Origin of the sequence: Ectopseudomonas oleovorans, from assembly GCF_029845265.1 — a bacterium.
Classification (GTDB): domain Bacteria; phylum Pseudomonadota; class Gammaproteobacteria; order Pseudomonadales; family Pseudomonadaceae; genus Aquipseudomonas; species Aquipseudomonas oleovorans.
This window is the reverse complement of the sequence record NZ_JAOCLK010000032.1, coordinates 1-17643: the sequence shown is the minus strand read 5'-3', so window position 1 is coordinate 17643 and position 17643 is coordinate 1. Positions and strand designations below refer to the sequence as shown.

Below are 17643 nucleotides of genomic sequence, written 5' to 3'. Positions count from 1 at the left end.
GGTGCCTGGCGCTCGACAGCCCCCTCAGCGGGGGGGCGTGGCTCACCATTGCCTTTCCATCGCTATAGCAGTCCTGCCTAACAATAGATCGTCTGATGTGATCCACACTACCCAAGGAGAAATCCAATGAAGACAAGAACAAAAATGATGGGTGTCATCTTCGCTGCAGCAGCCTTCGCGTTCAGTGCGGCAGCGAGCGCCAAGGACCTGAGGCTGGGCTTGATCGTGCCGGGAACCCATGCCTGGTCTGTCGCGGCCTCAACCATGGGCGATGAACTGCAAGAACGCTCCGGCGGCAAGTACAGCATCACCATTTTCCCGGCCGGCCAGCTCGGCAGCGAGGCGCGGATGCTGCAGCAACTGCAAACCGGTGCGCTGGACATGGCCTTCATGACCACGGCCGAAATCACCAACCGCATCCCCGATTTTGGTGTGCTCTATGCGCCCTACCTGGTGCACAACGTCAAACAGGCCGGCGAATTGCTGAATGGCCCGACGGCACAGGGCCTGCTCGACAAGTTGCCGGCGGAGGCTGGTGTTGTGGGCCTGGGCTATGGCACTGCAGGCATGCGCTTGATGCTCAATGCTTACCCGACCAACAGCATCGCCGCGATCAATGGCCGAAAAATGCGTATTACGCCCTTTGCGCCGGTTAAGGATTTTTATCAGCTGCTTGGCGCGGCCTCGACTCCGATGCCGCTACCCGATGTATACGACGCGTTGGCCAACGGTCAGGTCGACGGCGTTGACGCCGATCTCGAGCTGGTCTGGAAGCTGCGGCTGCATGAGCGCGGCAGCGTGCTGGTGCAGAGCAACCACATGATGTTCCCGGTCGTTGGCCTGGTCTCCGGCCGGCTCTGGGCTCAGCTCAGTCCAGAGGACCAAGCCTTGCTCGGCGAGCTTACGAAAAAGCACTTGAACAACCTCTTCGGGCAATACACCGCTATCGAGGCAGAGATGCTGGAGAACGTGCAGAAGGCTGGCGTCAAGGTGGTTCCGGCGGGTCCCGAGTTCTTCGGCGACAAGCTGCAGCAATGGGAAACCCTCTGGCTCAAGAAGGCGCCGGTGCTGGCTGACCTGCGACGCGAAGCCGAAGCGATTCGATAATCGAAGCCTCCCCAGGTTCGGCAGCGCTGTCTGCCGGACGGGCTGCTCCTGCTTGACCGTATTTAAGGAGTGCAAATGGTTCATTCAATTCAAACGCTCAGCAACGGGATTGGTTGGTGCGAGCGGGGACTGATGCGTGTGTTGGTTCTCGCTCTGCCGCTCATGATTCTGGTCAACGTCACCGGTCGCGCCCTGAAGATGCCGATCTTCTGGCTAGATGAACTGGCCATTCTGACCATGGTCTGGCTGGCCATGATCGGCCTCTCGGTGACCCTCAAGAGTCGTGATGCCGTCGCGGTGACCCTGCTGCAGGATGCCGTTCCCCCAGCACTCAGAAGGGGGCTGCAGTGCATTTCCGATGGCCTGGTGCTGGTGTTCGCCGTCGCTATGCTGGTGCTCTGCTATCTGTGGTTCGATCCGCTCTTGTTGATCAGTACGGGCTTCGACTTTCAGGCGTTTGCGGCGCAGTCGTTCAACTTCATTTACGAGGAACCAACTGCGACCCTAGGCATAGCCAAGGTCTGGTTCTGGCTGATTTTGCCGCTGGTTGCGTTGTCCAGCAGTGTGCATGCTTTGGCCAACCTACTGCAGACGCTGACCATCCCTCAGGCGGAGTTCCTTAAGCACGCAGTTCAAATCAGTTCCGGAGAATGATCCATGGCCGCGACTATTTTCATCGTGCTGCTGTTCATTGGCGTACCTATCGCGCTGGTATTGGCGGTGACCGCCATGTCCTACATCCAGCTGAGCGGCAATAGTGTGTTGTTTCTTTCCTATCCGCAGCAATTCTTCGGTGGGCTGGATAACTACGGTTTGCTGGCAATTCCGCTGTTCATGCTAGTGGGGGAGCTGATGAATGAGGGGGGCATAACCAAGCGGCTGGTGGCTTTTGCCTCAGTCTTTCTCGGCGCCGTCCGCGGCGGCCTGGCCTACATCAACATCATCGCCAACATGATGCTGGCGTCCATTGTCGGCTCGGCCAATGCTCAAGTGGCGGTGATGGCGCAGGTCATGGTGCCGGAGATGCACCGCAAGGGTTATGACCGCAATTTCGCCACGGCGACCACGGCAGCCGGGGCCTTGATGGCACCGGTGATTCCGCCGTCAATGCTGTTCGTCATCTTTGGAGTGTTGGCACAGATTTCCATCGGTGACCTGTTTATCGCCGGCATATTGCCGGGGGTGCTGATGGCCGGAGGCTTTATCACCGTTATCGCGCTGCTCGGCTTTTATTATCAATATCCAGCCAGCGAGCGTCTGAGCCGGGCGGAGAAACTGAACAACATTCTCCGCAGTCTGCCTTCCCTCAGCGTACCCGTAGTGATGATAGGCAGCATTCTCGGTGGCTTGGCCACTCCGACCGAGGCTGCCGCCGTGGGTGCTGCGATGGCAGTGTTGGTCGGGCGTTTTGCCCACGGGGAAATGAAGTTCGAGCGCATGGGCGGCATGCTGTTAAGGGTCGGTATCAACAGTGGTGTGGTGCTGGCCCTGGTGGCGGCCGCCGCGGTTTTCGGCTGGGTGATCGTCTACGAAAGGATTCCGCAACAGCTTGGCGAGGTGATGCAGAGCATGACCTCCGATCCATTCATCTACATGTTGCTGGTGATTGCCCTGCTGCTGGTCGTGGGCATGGTCATCGACGGTATCGCGGCCCTGATCCTGCTAGTGCCGATCCTGTTGCCGGTGGCCCAGAGCGTCTATGGCATCAACCCCTATCACCTGGGGGTAGTGATGTGCATCAACCTCACTCTGGGGCTGCTGACACCACCTGTCGGGGCCGCCCTTTATGTCGCTTCCCGCGTCACGGGTTGTCGTCCCAGCGACATCATGCGGCCTCTGCTGCCTTTCCTGCTGGTGACTCTGTTGGTCATGGTACTGATTGCCTGGCAGCCCGGCTTGGTGACCGTATTTATTTCATGAAAGGCCCCGTCTTAGTGGACGGAGCCCTCACCCGGCCCTCCCTGCCGGAGATCAACCTGGAGAAAATGCTGTGAACAGAATGAAAGATAAGGTGGCGATCATTACCGGCGCCGCGCAAGGAATAGGTGCTACCTACGCCAAGGCTCTGGCTGCCGAGGGAGCGAAGGTCGTCCTCTGCGACCTGAATACCCCGAACGAGACCGCGGCGGCGATCCGCGCCGAGGGTGGCACGGCCCTGGCTCTGGCCTGCGACGTGACCGATGGCGGCACCGTACACACCATGGTTGAGGCAGCGGTGGCGGAATTCGGCGGCGTGCAGGTGCTGGTTAATAACGCAGCGTTGTTCGCTACCCTCGATCTCAAGCCCTTCGAGCAGACTAGCTCGGGGGAGTGGGACAAGATTATGGCGGTCAACGTGCGTGGCTCCTTCGAGTGCGCCAAGGCGGTCCTACCGGTGATGCGCAAACAAGGCTACGGCAAGATTATCAACATTGCCTCTGCTACCGCCTTCAAGGGGGCGCCAATGATGCTCGCCTACGTCGCCTCGAAGGGTGCAGTGATCGCCATGACCCGCTCCATTGCCCGCGAAGTAGGCGATGCCGGGATTTGCTGCAACTGCCTGGCTCCCGGGCTAACCATGAGCACTAACGTGCAAGCCAACGCCGCTTGGGCCGGCGACATGGTGCGCAACAACATCGCCAGCCGCTGCCTCAAACGCGAGGCAGTGCCGGACGACTTGATCGGCGCGCTGCTGTTCCTGGCTAGCGCCGAGAGCGACTTCATGAGTGGCCAGACCGTGGTCGTCGACGGCGGCTCTGTGACCCACTGACCGTGGCGAATCCAAGGGCAGCCTATATTTCATAGAAGAGGTAAACCGTTATGACGCGTGAAGAACAAATTATAGAGCGTTCGAATGCATATCGCGAGAGCTATCGTGCCTCCACGCCCAGCTGGTATCGCGGCGAAATGCACCTGGCTTTCACCCTGCTGTTCACTGGTGGAGTGCTCTGGTACTGCGCCAGCCAGATTGTCGATGCGAGCTGGCAGGAGTGGGTACTGGTGGTGGTGCCGATGTTCCTATTCGGAAATTGGGCCGAATGGGCAGCTCACCGGTATTTGCTACATAGCCCGAGGACCCCGCTCAAATCGGCCTACAAGCGACATGTCGCCACCCACCATCAGTTCTTTTCGCACAAGACGCTGGACTATCACGGCCATAAAGATTGGCGCGCTCTGCTCTTTCCCCCATTCGCTCCGGTGTTATTCGTGCTGGCCGCGTTGCCGCTGGCTCTGCTGCTGGGTACGTTCTGGACGGCAAACGCCGGCTATATCGCTATGCTGACGATGGCGGCCTATTTCCTGATGTACGAAGGCCTGCACACGCTGTCGCACCTCGAGCATCCGCTGCTCGATGCCATTCCGTTGGTTAACACGGTGCGCCGCATGCATGTCCTGCATCACAACCCGGACTTCATGCACACGCGCAATTTCAACCTGACCTTCCCGATCTGCGATGCACTGTTTGGCACCAGCGACCTGAACAAGGGCGTGCTGGGCACGCTGTTCAATGGTATGTCGGATGCGGCGCGCAAACCCGAGGACCAGGCTCGCGTTGATGCGCAGCAGGTCGAGCGCGCGTCCAAAGCGGCTACCGAACACCAGCTCTGACAGCGACTCAATGGGCGGTCGGCTCTGGTGGTCGACCGTTGCTCGCTGATCCACGGAATACCGGAGGACTCATGCAAAGCAGACATTTCATCGATGGGCAATGGACCGATGCGGGACGTTGGGCGGATAGCTTCGACCCGGCCAGTTGCGAGTTGATTGGCCGCATCGCCGATGGCGGCGAAGCCGAGGCGCAAGCGGCAGTCTCCGCCGCCGCGCGCGCCTTCGCCAACCCGCAGTGGTCACAGAATCCGCGCCTGCGTCAGCAATTGCTGCTGGATTGGGCCGCAGGCCTCAAGGCCCGCCAGGAGGAACTGGCGCAGCTGCTCACCCGCGAGAATGGCAAGGCCCTGGCGCAATCGCGCGGCGAGATAGCCGGGGCGATTTCCGAGATTGTTTATTATGCCGGTCTGGCCCGGCACAACCCCGGCCATGTGCTGGAGGTGGCGCCTGGCGAGCTCTCCACCATGCTGCGTGAACCGGCCGGGGTCGCGGGCCTGATCATTCCATGGAATGCCCCGGCGGTGCTGCTGGTGCGCGCCCTTGCCCCGGCGCTGGCGGCCGGCTGCACCGCCGTGATCAAGCCGGCGCCGCAGACCGCGCTATTCAACGCGGCCATGCTCGAGCCGCTATTCGCCCTGCCGGGCCTACCGGCCGGCGCGGTCAACCTGTTCGCTGAAACTGGGCACGCCGGCGCGGCGTACCTGGTGGCTTCGCCACTGGTAGATGTGCTCAGCTTTACTGGCTCCACTGCCACCGGCCAGCGCATCATGCAAGACGCCGCAGCGACCATGAAGAAGCTGTCCCTTGAACTCGGCGGCAAGTCCTGTTGCCTGGTCTTCGAGGATACCGACGTCGAGGCTATCGCACCGAAGCTGGCGGCAGCAGCAACTATCATTTCCGGCCAACAGTGCACCGCCGCACGGCGCGTGCTGGTGCAGGCCAGCCGTTTTGCTGAGATGAAACGTGCGCTCAGTGCCTCGCTCAGCGAAATCCGCCTGGGCCACGGTTTGGAGGCGACGACGCAAATGGGCCCACTGATTGACTGGCAGTCGCGCGACAAGGTCGAGAGGCGTATCGCCGAGGCGCTGGACTGTTGCGACGAGGTGTTGCTGGCTGGTGGCCGCCCGGATGGCGCGCTGAGTCAGGGTGCCTTCCTCGCCCCTGCACTGATCGCCCACCGCGATAGCGGCGCGTTCTTCTGCCAGGAGGAAATCTTCGGCCCGCTGCTGGTACTGGAAGCTTTCGACGACGAGGCCGAAGCGGTAACCCGTGCCAACCACAGCGAGTTCGGCCTCTCCGCCAGCGTCTGGACCAATGAGGGCGCGCGGGCCTGGCGGGTCGCCCGCGCACTGCGCAACGGTACCGTATGGCTCAATGACCACAACAAGCTGTTCGCCGAGGCAGAGACCGGCGGCTACCGCAAGAGCGGCCTGGGTCGCTTGCACGGGGTCGATGCCCTGCTGGATTTTAGCGAACTCAAACACATCTACCAGAACGTCGGCACACTGGGCTGACGGCAAAGGCGAGGGTGACGACGATGGAGCTGCGCCAACTGAAGTACTTCACCTGCCTTTACGAGGAAGGCTCGGTCACCCGCGCGGCGCAGCGACTGAACATCGTCCAGCCGGCGCTATCCATGCAGATTGCCAGGCTCGAGGAGGAGCTAGGCCAGACATTGTTCGAGCGCAGCTCCAAGGGTATGACGCCAACCGAGGCCGGCGAGCAGGCCTACCGACTGTTCATGCCGGTCCTCGGGCAGATCCTCGAGGCGCGGCAGACCCTGATCAATCGTAGCGGCGAGATCGGTGGGCGGGTAAGCGCCGGGCTCATCGCCTCAGCCACCAACAATGCTTTGGCCAGCACCCTGGCCTACTTCGTTGAGCATCACCCTGAGGTGGAGCTGTGCGTGACATCCGGTTACAGCCAGGAACTGATTGAGAAGGTGCTGGCAGGCGCGCTGGATTTCGCAGTGATCAACCAGAGCTTTCAGCAGGACAGCCTGCTGGGGCGCGATATCCTCGACGAGGAGCTGCTGCTGGCCACTGGAGCGGCCAACCGCCTGAGCGGCCCACTGCCGCTGCCGCTGGCCAGCCTGCCTGGGCTGAAGCTGGTGCTGCCGTCGCGTCGCCACGGGCTGCGAATGGTCATCGACCAGCGGCTCGCCAGCCTGGGGTTGGAGGTTACTCCGCAGCTGGAGGTGGACGACCTGGCGGTGATCGAGGACTTCCTCCGTCGCAGCGACTGGGTCAGCCTGCTGCCGGCTACGATGCTGCACCGCGGCCTGCACGAAGGAGCTCTGCGCGCCTACCCACTCGCCGCACCAGGGATTACCCGGCGCATGGTCTGTGTGTACGACCCGCGCCGTCCGTTGACCCCGGCGGCGGTGTTGTTCATTGAGGTGATCGGTAAAACCATGATGGCGGCGCTGAATGCCATTCATTTTTACAAGGAAGGTCAGATTGAGGAGAGCGAGCATGAGCGAGTTGATTAAACCCCGCGTGCCGCGGCTTATCGTCGGAATTTCCGGTGCTTCCGGGGCCATCTACGGTGTGCGCCTGCTGGAGCTGCTGCAGGACACGCCGATCGAAACACATCTGGTGGTAAGCAAGTCGGCGTTGATCACTCTGGCCCACGAGACCGAGCTGTCCTGGTCGCAGCTCAAGGGGCTGGCGGATGTCAGCTACTCCAACCAGGACATCGGCGCGGCCATCGCCAGCGGCTCGTTCAAGACCATGGGCATGGTCATCGCACCCTGTTCGGTGCGCAGTATGTCGGAGATTGCCAGCGGCGTGACCTCGACATTGTTGACCCGTGCTGCCGACGTGGTGCTCAAAGAGCGTCGGCGTTTGGTACTTATGGTTCGCGAGACGCCGTTGCACCGCAACCACCTGCGCAGCCTGACCGAGCTGGCCGAGCTCGGCGCGGTGATCGCGCCGCCGGTGCCGGCGTTCTATGCCAAGCCGAGCTGCCTGGAAGAGATGGTCGATCACACCCTGGGGCGGGTGCTGGATATGTTCGATATCGAGTTGGGCATTGTTCGCCGCTGGCGCGAGCAAGTGGAAAATGTCGCGACTCTGGACGAGGTGCGAGTTGATGCATGACTGAGATACGGCGGCTTCAGCCAGGTAGCTCTGCAATAAGTCAGTGATCAGTTGCAGGGGCTGCACGCACACCTCGTTCTACGAAAAGGGCCAGCAGTCGTCCAGCAGCACTGCGCGGCAGGGGTCTGCCATGCGGAGCTGAACAATAACCACTTGCTCCGGCGTGGCGAGCTCTGGATTACCAACAAGGACCGGCGGATGTTCGCCAGATGCACCTCCAGGTCGGACAGGGGAATGTCCGGGTGCAGTCAGCTGTCGCTCCACCGTGAAAGATGCACTCGATATTGTCAGCGTGGTGAAACGCCAGGCGGCGGTGGTACAGCGGATACCATCGAGGCTATAGGTTTCGACGATGATACGTGGCGCCAGGGCGCTACTACCGAGCACCCTAGGGTCTTTTTAGTCGTCAGCGAGTAGCCTTTTACGTATCGATCAGACTCAAAGGCAAATTTATGGACTACAGGGTCAATATTCCATTGGGTTGGCAAGGCGTGCGCCATTGCGTGCCGTAACCTGACCATCCGGCGGACGGCTGATAAAACGCAGCAACGACAAAACGGAGGCATCACCGGGGATTTCCCGCACCAGCGCATGTCTGGACAAGTGCAAAACGGGCAAGTTCGCGTCTGCTGCCTCCCCCTGTGAAGACACGGGTGATACCGGCTCTACGAGGTACTGGAATCATGCGCCATCTCGATCTACAGGTTGTCAGCCAGGCGCTCGACTGGGCCCGTGCCGGTCGTGCGTTGTGGTTCTGTACGGTCCTCTCGACCTATGGCTCGGCGCCGCGCGCGCCGGGGGCGATGCTGGTGGCCAGCGCTGCTGGTGAACATGTCGGTTCACTCTCCGGCGGCTGTGTCGAGGAAGAGTTCCTCGCCAGCCTGGCCCGTGGCGAGCTGCGCGAGCCGGCGCAGATTGTCCGCTACGGCGACAGCGCCGAGGAGAGTCGGCGCCTGCGTTTGCCGTGCGGTGGGGTGCTGGTGGTGCTGGTGGAACACCGCGCGCCCAGCTGCGAGTGGATCGAGCACCTGCAAGCCCTGCAGGCGGCCTTGCTCGGCCAGCATCGCCTGGTGCGTCATGTCGACCTTGGCAGTGGTGCGCTGCGCCTGGATCCGGACGCCGTTCAGGGTAGCGAACGGGTGCAAGTCGTCGATGAAACGGTGCGCATTCATGTCGGCCCGGTGCTGCGCCTGATTCTCGCCGGGCTCTCCCCGGTGGCCGAGGCCTGCGCCGCTTTTGCCCGCGCCATCGGCTGCGAAGTGATCGCCTGTGACCCCCGCGAGGAGGTCGAGCACATCGTGCTCGACGGCGTACAGATGCAGCGCGTGCTGCCCTCGCTGTTTATCGCTGCTGGCGGCTGCCACGCCGCCACCGCAGTGGTGGCGTTGACCCACGATCCGCGTATCGACGACCTGGCCCTGATGGAGGCGGTGCGCACCCCGGCGTTCTACATTGGCGCCATGGGCTCGCAGGCCACCTCGGCCAAGCGCGCCGAGCGGCTCAAGCGCGTTGGCGGCCTGTCCGACGAGCAGATCGCGCGCCTGCACATGCCCATCGGTCTGGATCTGGGCAGTAAGGCGCCGGCGGAAATAGCCCTGGCGGTAATGGCGGATGTCCTGCGCGTATACCACGGCAGGGAGCGTCATGCCTTGTGATCAGGTCATTGCGCTACGACTAAGAGGTACTTGTGCGCCAAGCTGAATTGGTCAAATATTGCTCAGCCGCGCTATCGAGGCTACTCAGGACATCCGCTGTTGTTTGGCCAAGATTGCTGGCCAGCGCTGCGGCAACTCGATGGCGATAGCGGTGAGCAAGCGGCGTCCTGCGTGAGGGTCGACGTGGAGGATTCAGGTATCCACCAGGATATCGATACGCCTGCCGACCTCCGGCTAACCGCCCCGAGAGAAATTTTCCAAGACGGCGCAGATAGAACCAAGCGCTGCGGACAACGCTCATCCAGCGGATGAGGGAGAACTGCCTATGTCGGTCGCACAACGCGTATTTCATGGCAACTTTGGCCGAGTTGCCTTGTTGAACATGAATAAACCCTTGGTCATGCATACCCATTCGGAATGCCATGTGCTGGTGAAAGTGGCGGGCGACGACACCTTCTTCAACGTGCGCGGCCGTCAGGTGCCGCTGACTGACCGCAATGCGGTCTTGGTCAACGCCTGGGAACCGCATTATTTCGATTATCAGGCAGGTGCCGGCAATACCTTGATTCTGGCTCTGTATATCGAGCCGGCCTGGCTGGCCACCGCGCAACAGTCGCTAGCCTTAAGCAGTCGTCCAGACTTTTTTGCGCAATCCTCCATGGAACTGGGCACGCAAAACCGCAATCTGGCGGATCGCTTGATTGCTGAAATGCACAGCCCCGACCTGGTTCCACAGGAGCGTATCGAGTTTTACTTGTTCGACTTCCTCATCCAGTTGATCGAAGACTCCTCGCAGTGGCGGCATCTCTGTCGGATGGGCGTTCGCACCGTCAATGAATACCGCGACGCGCGGGTGCGCAAAGGTACCGACTATTTGCTCAATCACCTGGATGACCCGGCGCCAATCGACAATGCGGCCAAATGCTGTGGTCTGTCACGCGCGCACTTCTATTCCCTGTTTCGCAAGGACACCGGCATGACACCCAACCTGCTGCTCAACGCGGCGAGGATGCGGCGTGCCTTTTCCTGGCTCGACAGCGAGCGTAATGGCACCCTGGGCTTGCTTTCCGAGTCGTTGGGGTTCTCCGAGCAGGGGCATTTCACGCGTTTCTTCAAGCACCATATCGGCGCCTCGCCGAGCCAGTACCAGCGGGTGGTGGACAGTTACCCGCATTCCTGAGCCATGGATCCTTGGCGGTTGCCGGAGCCCAGTGCACAGGGTTCTTGCATTGAAGCGAGTGGCTGCTGCCGGTCGTGGCCGGCCAGAGATGACCAGGGCCGGCGGTGCGCACCGCGCTGGATCGTGTCGCCCGAGCGCCGAACAATAGCCTCGAGTAAGCGGCTGAAAAACCAAACCCCGCCACCGTTACCGGTGGCGGGGTTTTCTTTTGATCATCGTCCCTCCCGGCTGAAGCGGAATGCCGCCCAGCCGCTCCTACAGATGCAGTCTTCGCGTAGGAGCGGCTTCAGCCGCGAATTGCTGCTTACACAGCGCTACGCACCTGCTCCCAGGTCAGATCCAGGCACTTACGCGCCTTTTCCACCAGCTCGTCGATCTCGGCAAGGCTGATCACCAGAGGGGGCGCAATGATCATGGTATCGCCCACGGCGCGCATGATCAGGCCGTTATTAAAGCAGTGGCCGCGGCAGATCATGCCTACCGCCTTGTCACCCGGATAACGTGTGCGCGTCGCCTTGTCTTGCACCAACTCGATGGCGCCAAGCATGCCGATGCCGCGCACTTCGCCCACCAGCGGGTGATCCGCCAGCTCACGCAAGCGCTTCTGCAGGTAGGGCGCCGTTTCTGCCTTCACCCGCTCGACGATGCCTTCTTCCTTTAGAATGCGCAGGTTCTCCAGGCCCACCGCTGCCGCCACCGGATGGCCGGAATAGGTGAAGCCGTGGTTGAAGTCGCCATGCGCCTCGATCACTTCGAACACCTTGTCGCTAACGATCAGCCCGCCCATCGGCACGTAGCCGCTGGTAAGGCCCTTGGCAATGGTCATCAGGTCAGGCTTGAGATCGTAGTACTGGCTGCCGAACCATTCGCCGGTACGGCCGAAACCGCAGATCACCTCATCGGCAACGAAGAGTATGTCGTACCTGGCGAGGATTTCCTTGACGCGCGGCCAGTAGGTCTCCGGCGGGATGATCACGCCGCCCGCGCCCTGGATAGGCTCGGCGATGAAGGCCGCCACATTGTCCACGCCCAGTTCGAGAATCTTCTTCTCCAGCTGGTCGGCGGCCCAGATGCCAAATGCTTCCGGCGATTGCTCGCCACCCTCGCCGAACCAGTACGGCTGCGGGATATGCGCGATGCCCGGGATCGGCAAGTCGCCCTGCTCGTGCATGAATTTCATGCCGCCGAGGCTGGCACCGGCCACGGTGGAGCCGTGGTAGCCGTTGTCGCGACCGATGATGATCTTCTTGTTTGGCTGGCCCTTGCATGCCCAGTAGTGGCGCACCAGGCGCAACATGGTGTCGTTGCCCTCCGAGCCCGAACCGGTGAAGAACACGTGGTTCATGCCGGCCGGCGCCAGTTGGGAGATGGCATGGGCCAGCTCCAGCACCGGCGGGTGGGCAGTCTGGAAGAAGGTGTTGTAGAACGGCAATTGACGCATCTGCGCGCTGGCGGCTTCGACCAGTTCCTCGCGGCCATAGCCGACGGCCACGCACCAAAGACCGGCCATGCCGTCGAGGATCTTGTTGCCCTCGCTGTCCCACAGGTGCACGCCCTTTGCTTCAGTGATGATGCGCGGGCCCTTCTCGGCCAGTTGCTTGTAATCACTGAACGGCGCCAGGTGGTGGGCCTGGCTGAGGGCTTGCCAGTGGGCGGTCTTGGGGTTGTTCACGGCGTTATTCATGGCGCCTCCTTCTATCCGTGACATCACAGGTACCAGCGGTATTCGCGCGGGCTGATGTCGTGCATGAAGGCCAGGTGATCCTGGCGTTTGTTCTCGCAATAAACCATGACGAACTCGCTGCCGAGGCCAGCGGCGACGCGCTCGCTGGCCTGCATGCGACGCACGGCGTCGAGCATGTCCTTGGGAAAGTCGACACCGCTTTCGCGGTCGTCATTCAGCGGTGCAATGGGCTCAACCTTGGCGTCGAGGCCCTGCTCGATACTGGTCAGCAATCCCGCCAGCACCAGATAGGGGTTGGCGTCTGCGCCCGGCAGACGAAATTCCAGGCGCAGGTTGCGTGCGTCCGACTCGGGAATACGCACGCAGGCGTCGCGATCCTCGAAGCCCCAGCTGGCCTTGCTCGCCGAGTTCACCTGGGCGCCGAAGCGGCGATAGCTGTTGTGGTTCGGCGCGTAGATCGGCATCAGCTCCGGCAGCAGTTCCAGGCAACCGGCCACGGCATGCCGCAGCGGGCGCTGCTCATCACGCGCCAGCAGGTTGTCACCGGCCTCATCGTACAGGCTAACGTGGATGTGCATGCCGCTGCCGGGATACTGCAGATACGGCTTGGCCATGAAGCTGGCGCGATGGCCGTATTTGAGCGCCACGCCACGGGTCACCCGGCAGAACAGCGCCGACCAGTCGGCCGCCTGCATCGGATCCATATTGTGGCTGAAGTTGATCTCGAACTGCCCCGGGCCGATCTCGGCGGTGATCACCGTGGTGTCGATGCCCTGCAGACGCGCGGTCTCGGTGATGTCGTCGAGCACCTCGGAAAAACGCGACAGCCGTTCGATGTGCATGTTCGGCTGGTCGTCGGCATCGCCACTCAGGTCATCGCGCGGGTACTGCGGCAAGCCGTCCTTGAGCGCCTTGTCGAACAGGTAGAACTCCAGCTCGAAGGCCACCACCGGACGAATGCCGCGCGCAGCCAGGCGCTGCACCACGCGTGCCAGCACCTCGCGCGGTTCGAACTCGATGGGCGCTTCGGTGCCGTCGGAGCTGATCAGCATCTGCCCCAGCGGCTGGCGCTCCCAGTTCACCAGCTTGAGCGTGCCGGGGATCAGCCGCCGTGGCGCGTCCGGGTCACCGTCATGGAAGCAGTAGTCGCCGATCTCGTACAGCCCGCCCTGAGCGCCGAGCAGCACGCAGTTCTGCGGCAGTTTCAGGGCGCTGCCGGCGGCGACCTTCTCCAGCATCTCGATGGGGTAGCGCTTGCCATAGAAATGCCCGGGAATGTCCAGGCAGATCAGGTCGACGAAGCGCACCTCGGGGTGGACCTGGCGAAATTGACGGACTTCGTCGAGCAGCTCGACTCGGGTGGCGTTCATTGTGGTTATTTCCGGGTTCACGGGAAGGTTCAGGTGTAGATCCACAACACCCGCGCGGGGGTGTCGCCCTGGTTGGCATAACGCAGGCGCGCATAGCTCGGCACCTGGAAAACATCACCGGGATAGAGGGTGGCACTCTCTTCGTCCTCACCCAGCCACAGCGTCAACTGACCTTCGAGCACATAGCCGGCCTGCTCGGAGCGGTCGCTCATCTGCCGCTCGCCACTGCTGGCCCCCGGTTCGAGCAGGCTATCGACGACCATGAACGCGCCCTGCAAGGTCGGCGACGCCATGATGTCGGTGATGCCACCGGCCAGGTACAGGGTGCGGCGCTCGTCCGGACGAGTCACCCAGTCCAGCGCCTTGGGCTTGGGCAGGCTGTAGAAATAGGTGGTGGGTACGTCGAGTGCCTCGCTGATGGCGGTCAGATCTTCCACGGTCGGGCGCGACAGGCCACGCTCGACCTGCGAGAGAAAGCCCACGGAACGACCGATGCGCTCGGCCAGCTCGTTGAGGGTGACCTTCTTGTGCTTACGCAGGTCGTGAATGAGCACGGCCAGCGCGGCCATCTCCAGATTCTTGTCCATGTCAGGGCTGTCCATTTCAGAAGCTGTCCCTCAGTCGATACCAGGCCTTGCCGATGGCCTCGAGCGGTGCCGCCAGGCGCTCGCCGAATAGGAATTCGGGATTGCGTAGTTGCTGATACAGCGCCAGTTCGTCGTCATTGCCGAGAATGGCATCACTGACTGCCCGCGCTGCCGCCAGGGTCGGCAGCACACCATGCCCGGAAAAGCCCTGCAGCCAGTAACGGCCGTTCTCGCCGCCAACGTCGGGCGTGCGAGCACGAGTCACGTCGATATGGCCGCCCCAGGCAAAGTCGATGGCCACGTTTGCCAACTGCGGGAATACACGCTCGAGGAGTGGCCGCGTGGCAGCGGCCATGTCCTTCGGCAGACCGCCGAGATAGGTGCAGCCCCCGCCAAACAGCAGGCGGTGATCCGGGGTGCGGCGGAAGTAGTCGAGGACGAACTGGTTGTCGGTCACACAAGCATTGCGCGGCAACAATGCCTCGGCGCGCTCGGCGCCCAGCGGCGCGGTGGCGATCTGGTAGGTACCGACCGGCAGGATGCGCCGGGCCAGACGGGGCTCCAGGCTGTCGACATAGGTGTTGCAGGCCAGCACCAGGTTATCGGCCTGCACACTGCCCTGCCCGGTACGCACACGGTAGCCCGTGCCCTGCTTGTCCTGACTCAGCACACGGCTCTGCTCGAAGATCTGCCCACCGGCGCGAACGAAGGCTTCGGCCAGCCCGAGCGCCAACTTGAGCGGATTGAGATGCCCGGCCTCGGGGTCGTAGAGGCCAGCGCGGTAACGCTCGCTGGCGACCCACTCCGGCATCTGCTCACGGGAAACGAACTGCAGCGCGCGATGCCCCCATTTATAAGCGGCCTCCTCCTGCCACTCATGCAGCAGCGTCACGCGCCTTGGCAGCACCGCCGTCCACAAATGGCCGCGGCGGTAATCGCAGTCGAAGCCGTGGCGCTCGGGCAGTTCACGCAGCTCACGGGCTGCCCAGCTCATGCCATCCCACAGACGGCGGGCGCGTTCGATGCCCAGCGCCTTTTCCAGCGGCGGCATATCGCAGGACCAGCCCAGAATCGCCTGCCCGCCGTTGCGCCCAGAGGCTGCCCAGGCCACACGACTGGCCTCCAGCAGAATGGCCTTGCGCCCTGCTTCGGCCAGGCGCAAAGCAGTGTGCAGGCCACTGAAACCAGCACCGATCACCAGCACATCGCACTGCAGATCATCTTGCAGCACGGGATGATGCGTCAGTCGATCCTTGCAGCTATGGGCGTAATAGCTGTCGACGTGCTCACTGGCATGGCGAAACATAGACGACTCATGAAATTTAGAATAATTAATTTCATGAAAATCTATAGATATAATTTCACAAAGGCAAGCCTGAGCGGCTCAGGCGACCTGCTGCAGCAACTCCATACCGCATTCGAGATGGGTGAACAGCCCTTCATCTATCGCCTGGGCCAAAACCCGACGCAGGCTGCGGATTCCACTCGGTCATACGCAGATAGCGCGGATCCGCTTCCTCGCCAGCATCACGAAACAAAAAACCAGTCTCATCCGCCTCAGCTGTTGCTGAGTCGAACAGCAAATCGAAGTGCAAAATGCGCCCGTTGAAACGATGTCGAAGCACCGAATACAACGTTTGCAAGCGTTGCTGACCGTCATATACCAGAGCCTTGGCTGCGCCCCACCGCCCCTCATCTACCTGACGCGCATAGTGGCCTGGTAGGTAATCCTGGACGAAATAGCGATACGGCACCTTCTGATCCGTTTCCCAGAGTACTACGCCTCCAATCGGGTAGCACTGGAGTAAGGAGTCGAGCAGAAAGACTACGAAGAGCTTCCCGCTGGCCAGAAGTATTCCGGCACTCGCCCGGTCAACACGCGAGTCCAGTGCGCTCTGTGGATCTGCCTGAGCACCCTATGTCGTATCGGCGAACTGCTTAAGGCCGAGTGGCGCTACCTGGACCTGAAGAAAGGCACCTGGTTCATCCCTGCCGAGGCTACCAAAGGCCATAAAGACAAACGTCAGGATCACCATGTGTTCCTATCAGCTTTTTCCATCGCGCAGTTCCAGCGACTGCAGAAAGAAACCGGTAATACACCGTTCTGCTTCCCCAGCAAGGACGGTAAAAGCCACGTTGATACCAAGACTGTCAGCAAGCTAATCGGAGACCGGCAGTGCCGGTTCAAAAACCGTACCAAGCCTTTGGCTGGCCGACATCATGACGACTCACTGGTACTGAGCAAGGGCATAAAGGGCGAATGGACACCACACGACCTGCGTCGCACAGGTGCAACCATGATGCAGGAGCTCGGTGTCACGCTGGAAATCATTGATCGCTGCCAGAACCACCTGCTGGGTGGCTCCAAGGTACGCCGGCATTACCTGCACCACGATTACGCCAAGGAAAAGACCGAAGCATGGCGGTTATTGGGAGAGAGGCTGGAGTCGATTCTTGCCGGGAGCCCGAAAGCTGCTGTCCAGCCTCAGTAGCCAGCTTCTTTTTGATGGCGAAAGGCCAAGACATAGGCGGTGTCATCTGCACGCTCATAGCGGTACAACGCTACGTAACCTGAGTCACCAAATTCGATGATGAGCTCACGCAGCTCCGGCAGATCTGGAAATGGACGCCCTACTTCCGGACTTTCCTCCAATCGAGCGAATTGGCGCTCGATTGCCTGTGCAACACGGCGCGCGACCTGCGGATCTTTGTCTGAGAGGAATCGCCGGCAACGCTCCAAGCCCTTCGCCGCGCCTTCAGTAACAATCAATCGTGGCACTTGGGAAGCTCTACCTCAGTATCTGTTCCCCAGCTACCGAGCCAGGCCCGAGTTTCTTGGCTGGTCAAATGCCGTCCGGTTTCCTGATATGCCGCCCACGATGCCAGGGCTTCCTGCTTGAAGCTCTCACGGGCCTCCTCACGCTCGACGTACTGGGTGATTGCCTCGCGCATGATCCAGTGAGACGAGCGCTGGCGTTGGCTCGCCAACTGCAGAATGCGGCCTTTTAGCTTGTCATCAATTTTGATGGAAGTGGCCATGGTTAGCCCTCTTTATCTAAAGGTATTACCTTTTAATAAGGTAGCAGCAGTCGTGAAAGCTGTCTATCCGATGCTCACAAACAGATCACGATGCTGGAGGTTCGACCGGGTCACTCGCACCGGTATAGCTGAGTCATCTTCAGCATCTTGGTACGAGCGCTTTCATTAAAACCTAAACCAGACGCCCCCCCGAAAGGGGCAGTTTCAGTCTCGAAACCGGCAATGCGTGAATCTACGCAGTGCAGCGGATACTTCGCTGGCCAACAAGCCGGGAATCATGAACGCTGCTAACACGCTACGCGATTCAAAAATATTTCAGACCTTTATTACCC

At 61.2% G+C, this 17643-nt stretch carries 17 protein-coding genes and 1 pseudogene; 11 read left to right on the top strand and 7 right to left on the bottom strand.

Translation table 11 applies throughout. The features are described from left to right. Positions 1 to 126 precede the first annotated feature (126 nt). The 10 genes from N5J71_RS15870 to N5J71_RS15825 all read left to right on the top strand — a co-directional run bounded on the left by N5J71_RS15870 (position 127) and on the right by N5J71_RS15825 (position 10631). The gene (locus N5J71_RS15870; RefSeq protein ID WP_143511199.1) at positions 127 to 1107 is read left to right on the top strand and encodes a TRAP transporter substrate-binding protein; all 981 of its coding nucleotides are present in this window, start codon (positions 127 to 129) and stop codon (positions 1105 to 1107) included. Between the two features lie 75 nt (positions 1108 to 1182). Next, positions 1183 to 1761 carry a TRAP transporter small permease gene (locus N5J71_RS15865; RefSeq protein ID WP_279917210.1) on the top strand — a complete coding sequence of 193 codons (579 nt, stop codon included), beginning with the start codon at positions 1183 to 1185 and terminating at the stop codon, positions 1759 to 1761. Between the two features lie 3 nt (positions 1762 to 1764). Then, entirely contained in the window at positions 1765 to 3027 is a 1263-nt protein-coding gene (locus tag N5J71_RS15860; protein WP_279917209.1) for a TRAP transporter large permease, read from the top strand. Between the two features lie 79 nt (positions 3028 to 3106). After that, on the top strand, positions 3107 to 3856 hold the full coding sequence (locus N5J71_RS15855; protein ID WP_279917218.1) for an SDR family NAD(P)-dependent oxidoreductase: 750 nt from the start codon (positions 3107 to 3109) through the stop codon (positions 3854 to 3856). Between the two features lie 50 nt (positions 3857 to 3906). After that, positions 3907 to 4695, top strand: coding sequence for a sterol desaturase family protein (locus tag N5J71_RS15850; RefSeq protein ID WP_279917208.1), 789 nt, complete (start codon positions 3907 to 3909; stop codon positions 4693 to 4695). A 71-nt stretch (positions 4696 to 4766) separates the two neighbouring features. Continuing rightward, on the top strand, positions 4767 to 6209 hold the full coding sequence (locus N5J71_RS15845) for an aldehyde dehydrogenase family protein (protein WP_143510898.1): 1443 nt from the start codon (positions 4767 to 4769) through the stop codon (positions 6207 to 6209). A 23-nt stretch (positions 6210 to 6232) separates the two neighbouring features. After that, a complete protein-coding gene (locus tag N5J71_RS15840) occupies positions 6233 to 7186 on the top strand; it encodes a LysR family transcriptional regulator (RefSeq protein WP_143510900.1) in 954 nt (317 codons plus the stop codon). After that, complete coding sequence (locus N5J71_RS15835; RefSeq protein ID WP_143510902.1) at positions 7170 to 7796, top strand: UbiX family flavin prenyltransferase; 627 nt, start codon at positions 7170 to 7172, stop codon at positions 7794 to 7796. The genes N5J71_RS15840 and N5J71_RS15835 overlap by 17 nt, the downstream gene beginning before the upstream one ends. Positions 7797 to 8479: 683 nt before the next feature. Beyond that, positions 8480 to 9451: an XdhC family protein gene (locus N5J71_RS15830; RefSeq protein WP_143510904.1), complete on the top strand. Its 972-nt coding sequence runs from the start codon at positions 8480 to 8482 to the stop codon at positions 9449 to 9451. 325 nt (positions 9452 to 9776) lie between these two features. Then, positions 9777 to 10631 carry a helix-turn-helix transcriptional regulator gene (locus tag N5J71_RS15825; protein ID WP_075747163.1) on the top strand — a complete coding sequence of 285 codons (855 nt, stop codon included), beginning with the start codon at positions 9777 to 9779 and terminating at the stop codon, positions 10629 to 10631. Positions 10632 to 10935: 304 nt separating this feature from the next. Here the strand turns inward: N5J71_RS15825 and N5J71_RS15820 are convergent, their stop codons facing one another. From N5J71_RS15820 to N5J71_RS15800, 5 genes are all read right to left on the bottom strand, one after another. Then, positions 10936 to 12315, bottom strand: coding sequence for an aspartate aminotransferase family protein (locus N5J71_RS15820; RefSeq protein WP_143510906.1), 1380 nt, complete (start codon positions 12313 to 12315; stop codon positions 10936 to 10938). Positions 12316 to 12338: 23 nt separating this feature from the next. Then, positions 12339 to 13685 carry a glutamine synthetase family protein gene (locus N5J71_RS15815; protein WP_279917207.1) on the bottom strand — a complete coding sequence of 449 codons (1347 nt, stop codon included), beginning with the start codon at positions 13683 to 13685 and terminating at the stop codon, positions 12339 to 12341. Positions 13686 to 13714: 29 nt separating this feature from the next. Then, positions 13715 to 14272, bottom strand: a complete 558-nt coding sequence (locus N5J71_RS15810) for a helix-turn-helix domain-containing protein (RefSeq protein WP_021489866.1) — start codon at positions 14270 to 14272, stop codon at positions 13715 to 13717. Positions 14273 to 14288: 16 nt separating this feature from the next. Next, positions 14289 to 15578 carry an NAD(P)/FAD-dependent oxidoreductase gene (locus N5J71_RS15805; protein ID WP_003461258.1) on the bottom strand — a complete coding sequence of 430 codons (1290 nt, stop codon included), beginning with the start codon at positions 15576 to 15578 and terminating at the stop codon, positions 14289 to 14291. 133 nt (positions 15579 to 15711) lie between these two features. Next, positions 15712 to 16062: a DUF262 domain-containing protein gene (locus tag N5J71_RS15800; protein WP_242408933.1), complete on the bottom strand. Its 351-nt coding sequence runs from the start codon at positions 16060 to 16062 to the stop codon at positions 15712 to 15714. 27 nt (positions 16063 to 16089) lie between these two features. Here N5J71_RS15800 and N5J71_RS15795 point away from each other — a divergent pair. Continuing rightward, positions 16090 to 16764: pseudogene (locus tag N5J71_RS15795) on the top strand (site-specific integrase); the annotation flags it as partial. Here the strand turns inward: N5J71_RS15795 and N5J71_RS15790 are convergent. Then, positions 16758 to 17051, bottom strand: coding sequence for a type II toxin-antitoxin system RelE/ParE family toxin (locus tag N5J71_RS15790; protein ID WP_003461247.1), 294 nt, complete (start codon positions 17049 to 17051; stop codon positions 16758 to 16760). The pseudogene N5J71_RS15795 and the gene N5J71_RS15790 overlap by 7 nt on opposite strands. Beyond that, a complete protein-coding gene (locus tag N5J71_RS15785) occupies positions 17039 to 17311 on the bottom strand; it encodes a CopG family ribbon-helix-helix protein (RefSeq protein ID WP_003461245.1) in 273 nt (90 codons plus the stop codon). Before N5J71_RS15785 ends, N5J71_RS15790 begins: the two co-directional genes overlap by 13 nt. Positions 17312 to 17643: the final 332 nt, after the last annotated feature.

Coding starts and splice junctions, on each gene's coding strand:
- N5J71_RS15870 (WP_143511199.1), top strand. CDS start 127: ATGAAGACAAGAACAAAAATGATGGGTGTCATCTTCGCTGCAGCAGCC.
- N5J71_RS15865 (WP_279917210.1), top strand. CDS start 1,183: ATGGTTCATTCAATTCAAACGCTCAGCAACGGGATTGGTTGGTGCGAG.
- N5J71_RS15860 (WP_279917209.1), top strand. CDS start 1,765: ATGGCCGCGACTATTTTCATCGTGCTGCTGTTCATTGGCGTACCTATC.
- N5J71_RS15855 (WP_279917218.1), top strand. CDS start 3,107: ATGAAAGATAAGGTGGCGATCATTACCGGCGCCGCGCAAGGAATAGGT.
- N5J71_RS15850 (WP_279917208.1), top strand. CDS start 3,907: ATGACGCGTGAAGAACAAATTATAGAGCGTTCGAATGCATATCGCGAG.
- N5J71_RS15845 (WP_143510898.1), top strand. CDS start 4,767: ATGCAAAGCAGACATTTCATCGATGGGCAATGGACCGATGCGGGACGT.
- N5J71_RS15840 (WP_143510900.1), top strand. CDS start 6,233: ATGGAGCTGCGCCAACTGAAGTACTTCACCTGCCTTTACGAGGAAGGC.
- N5J71_RS15835 (WP_143510902.1), top strand. CDS start 7,170: ATGAGCGAGTTGATTAAACCCCGCGTGCCGCGGCTTATCGTCGGAATT.
- N5J71_RS15830 (WP_143510904.1), top strand. CDS start 8,480: ATGCGCCATCTCGATCTACAGGTTGTCAGCCAGGCGCTCGACTGGGCC.
- N5J71_RS15825 (WP_075747163.1), top strand. CDS start 9,777: ATGTCGGTCGCACAACGCGTATTTCATGGCAACTTTGGCCGAGTTGCC.
- N5J71_RS15820 (WP_143510906.1), bottom strand. CDS start 12,315: ATGAATAACGCCGTGAACAACCCCAAGACCGCCCACTGGCAAGCCCTC.
- N5J71_RS15815 (WP_279917207.1), bottom strand. CDS start 13,685: ATGAACGCCACCCGAGTCGAGCTGCTCGACGAAGTCCGTCAATTTCGC.
- N5J71_RS15810 (WP_021489866.1), bottom strand. CDS start 14,272: ATGGACAAGAATCTGGAGATGGCCGCGCTGGCCGTGCTCATTCACGAC.
- N5J71_RS15805 (WP_003461258.1), bottom strand. CDS start 15,578: ATGTTTCGCCATGCCAGTGAGCACGTCGACAGCTATTACGCCCATAGC.
- N5J71_RS15785 (WP_003461245.1), bottom strand. CDS start 17,311: ATGGCCACTTCCATCAAAATTGATGACAAGCTAAAAGGCCGCATTCTG.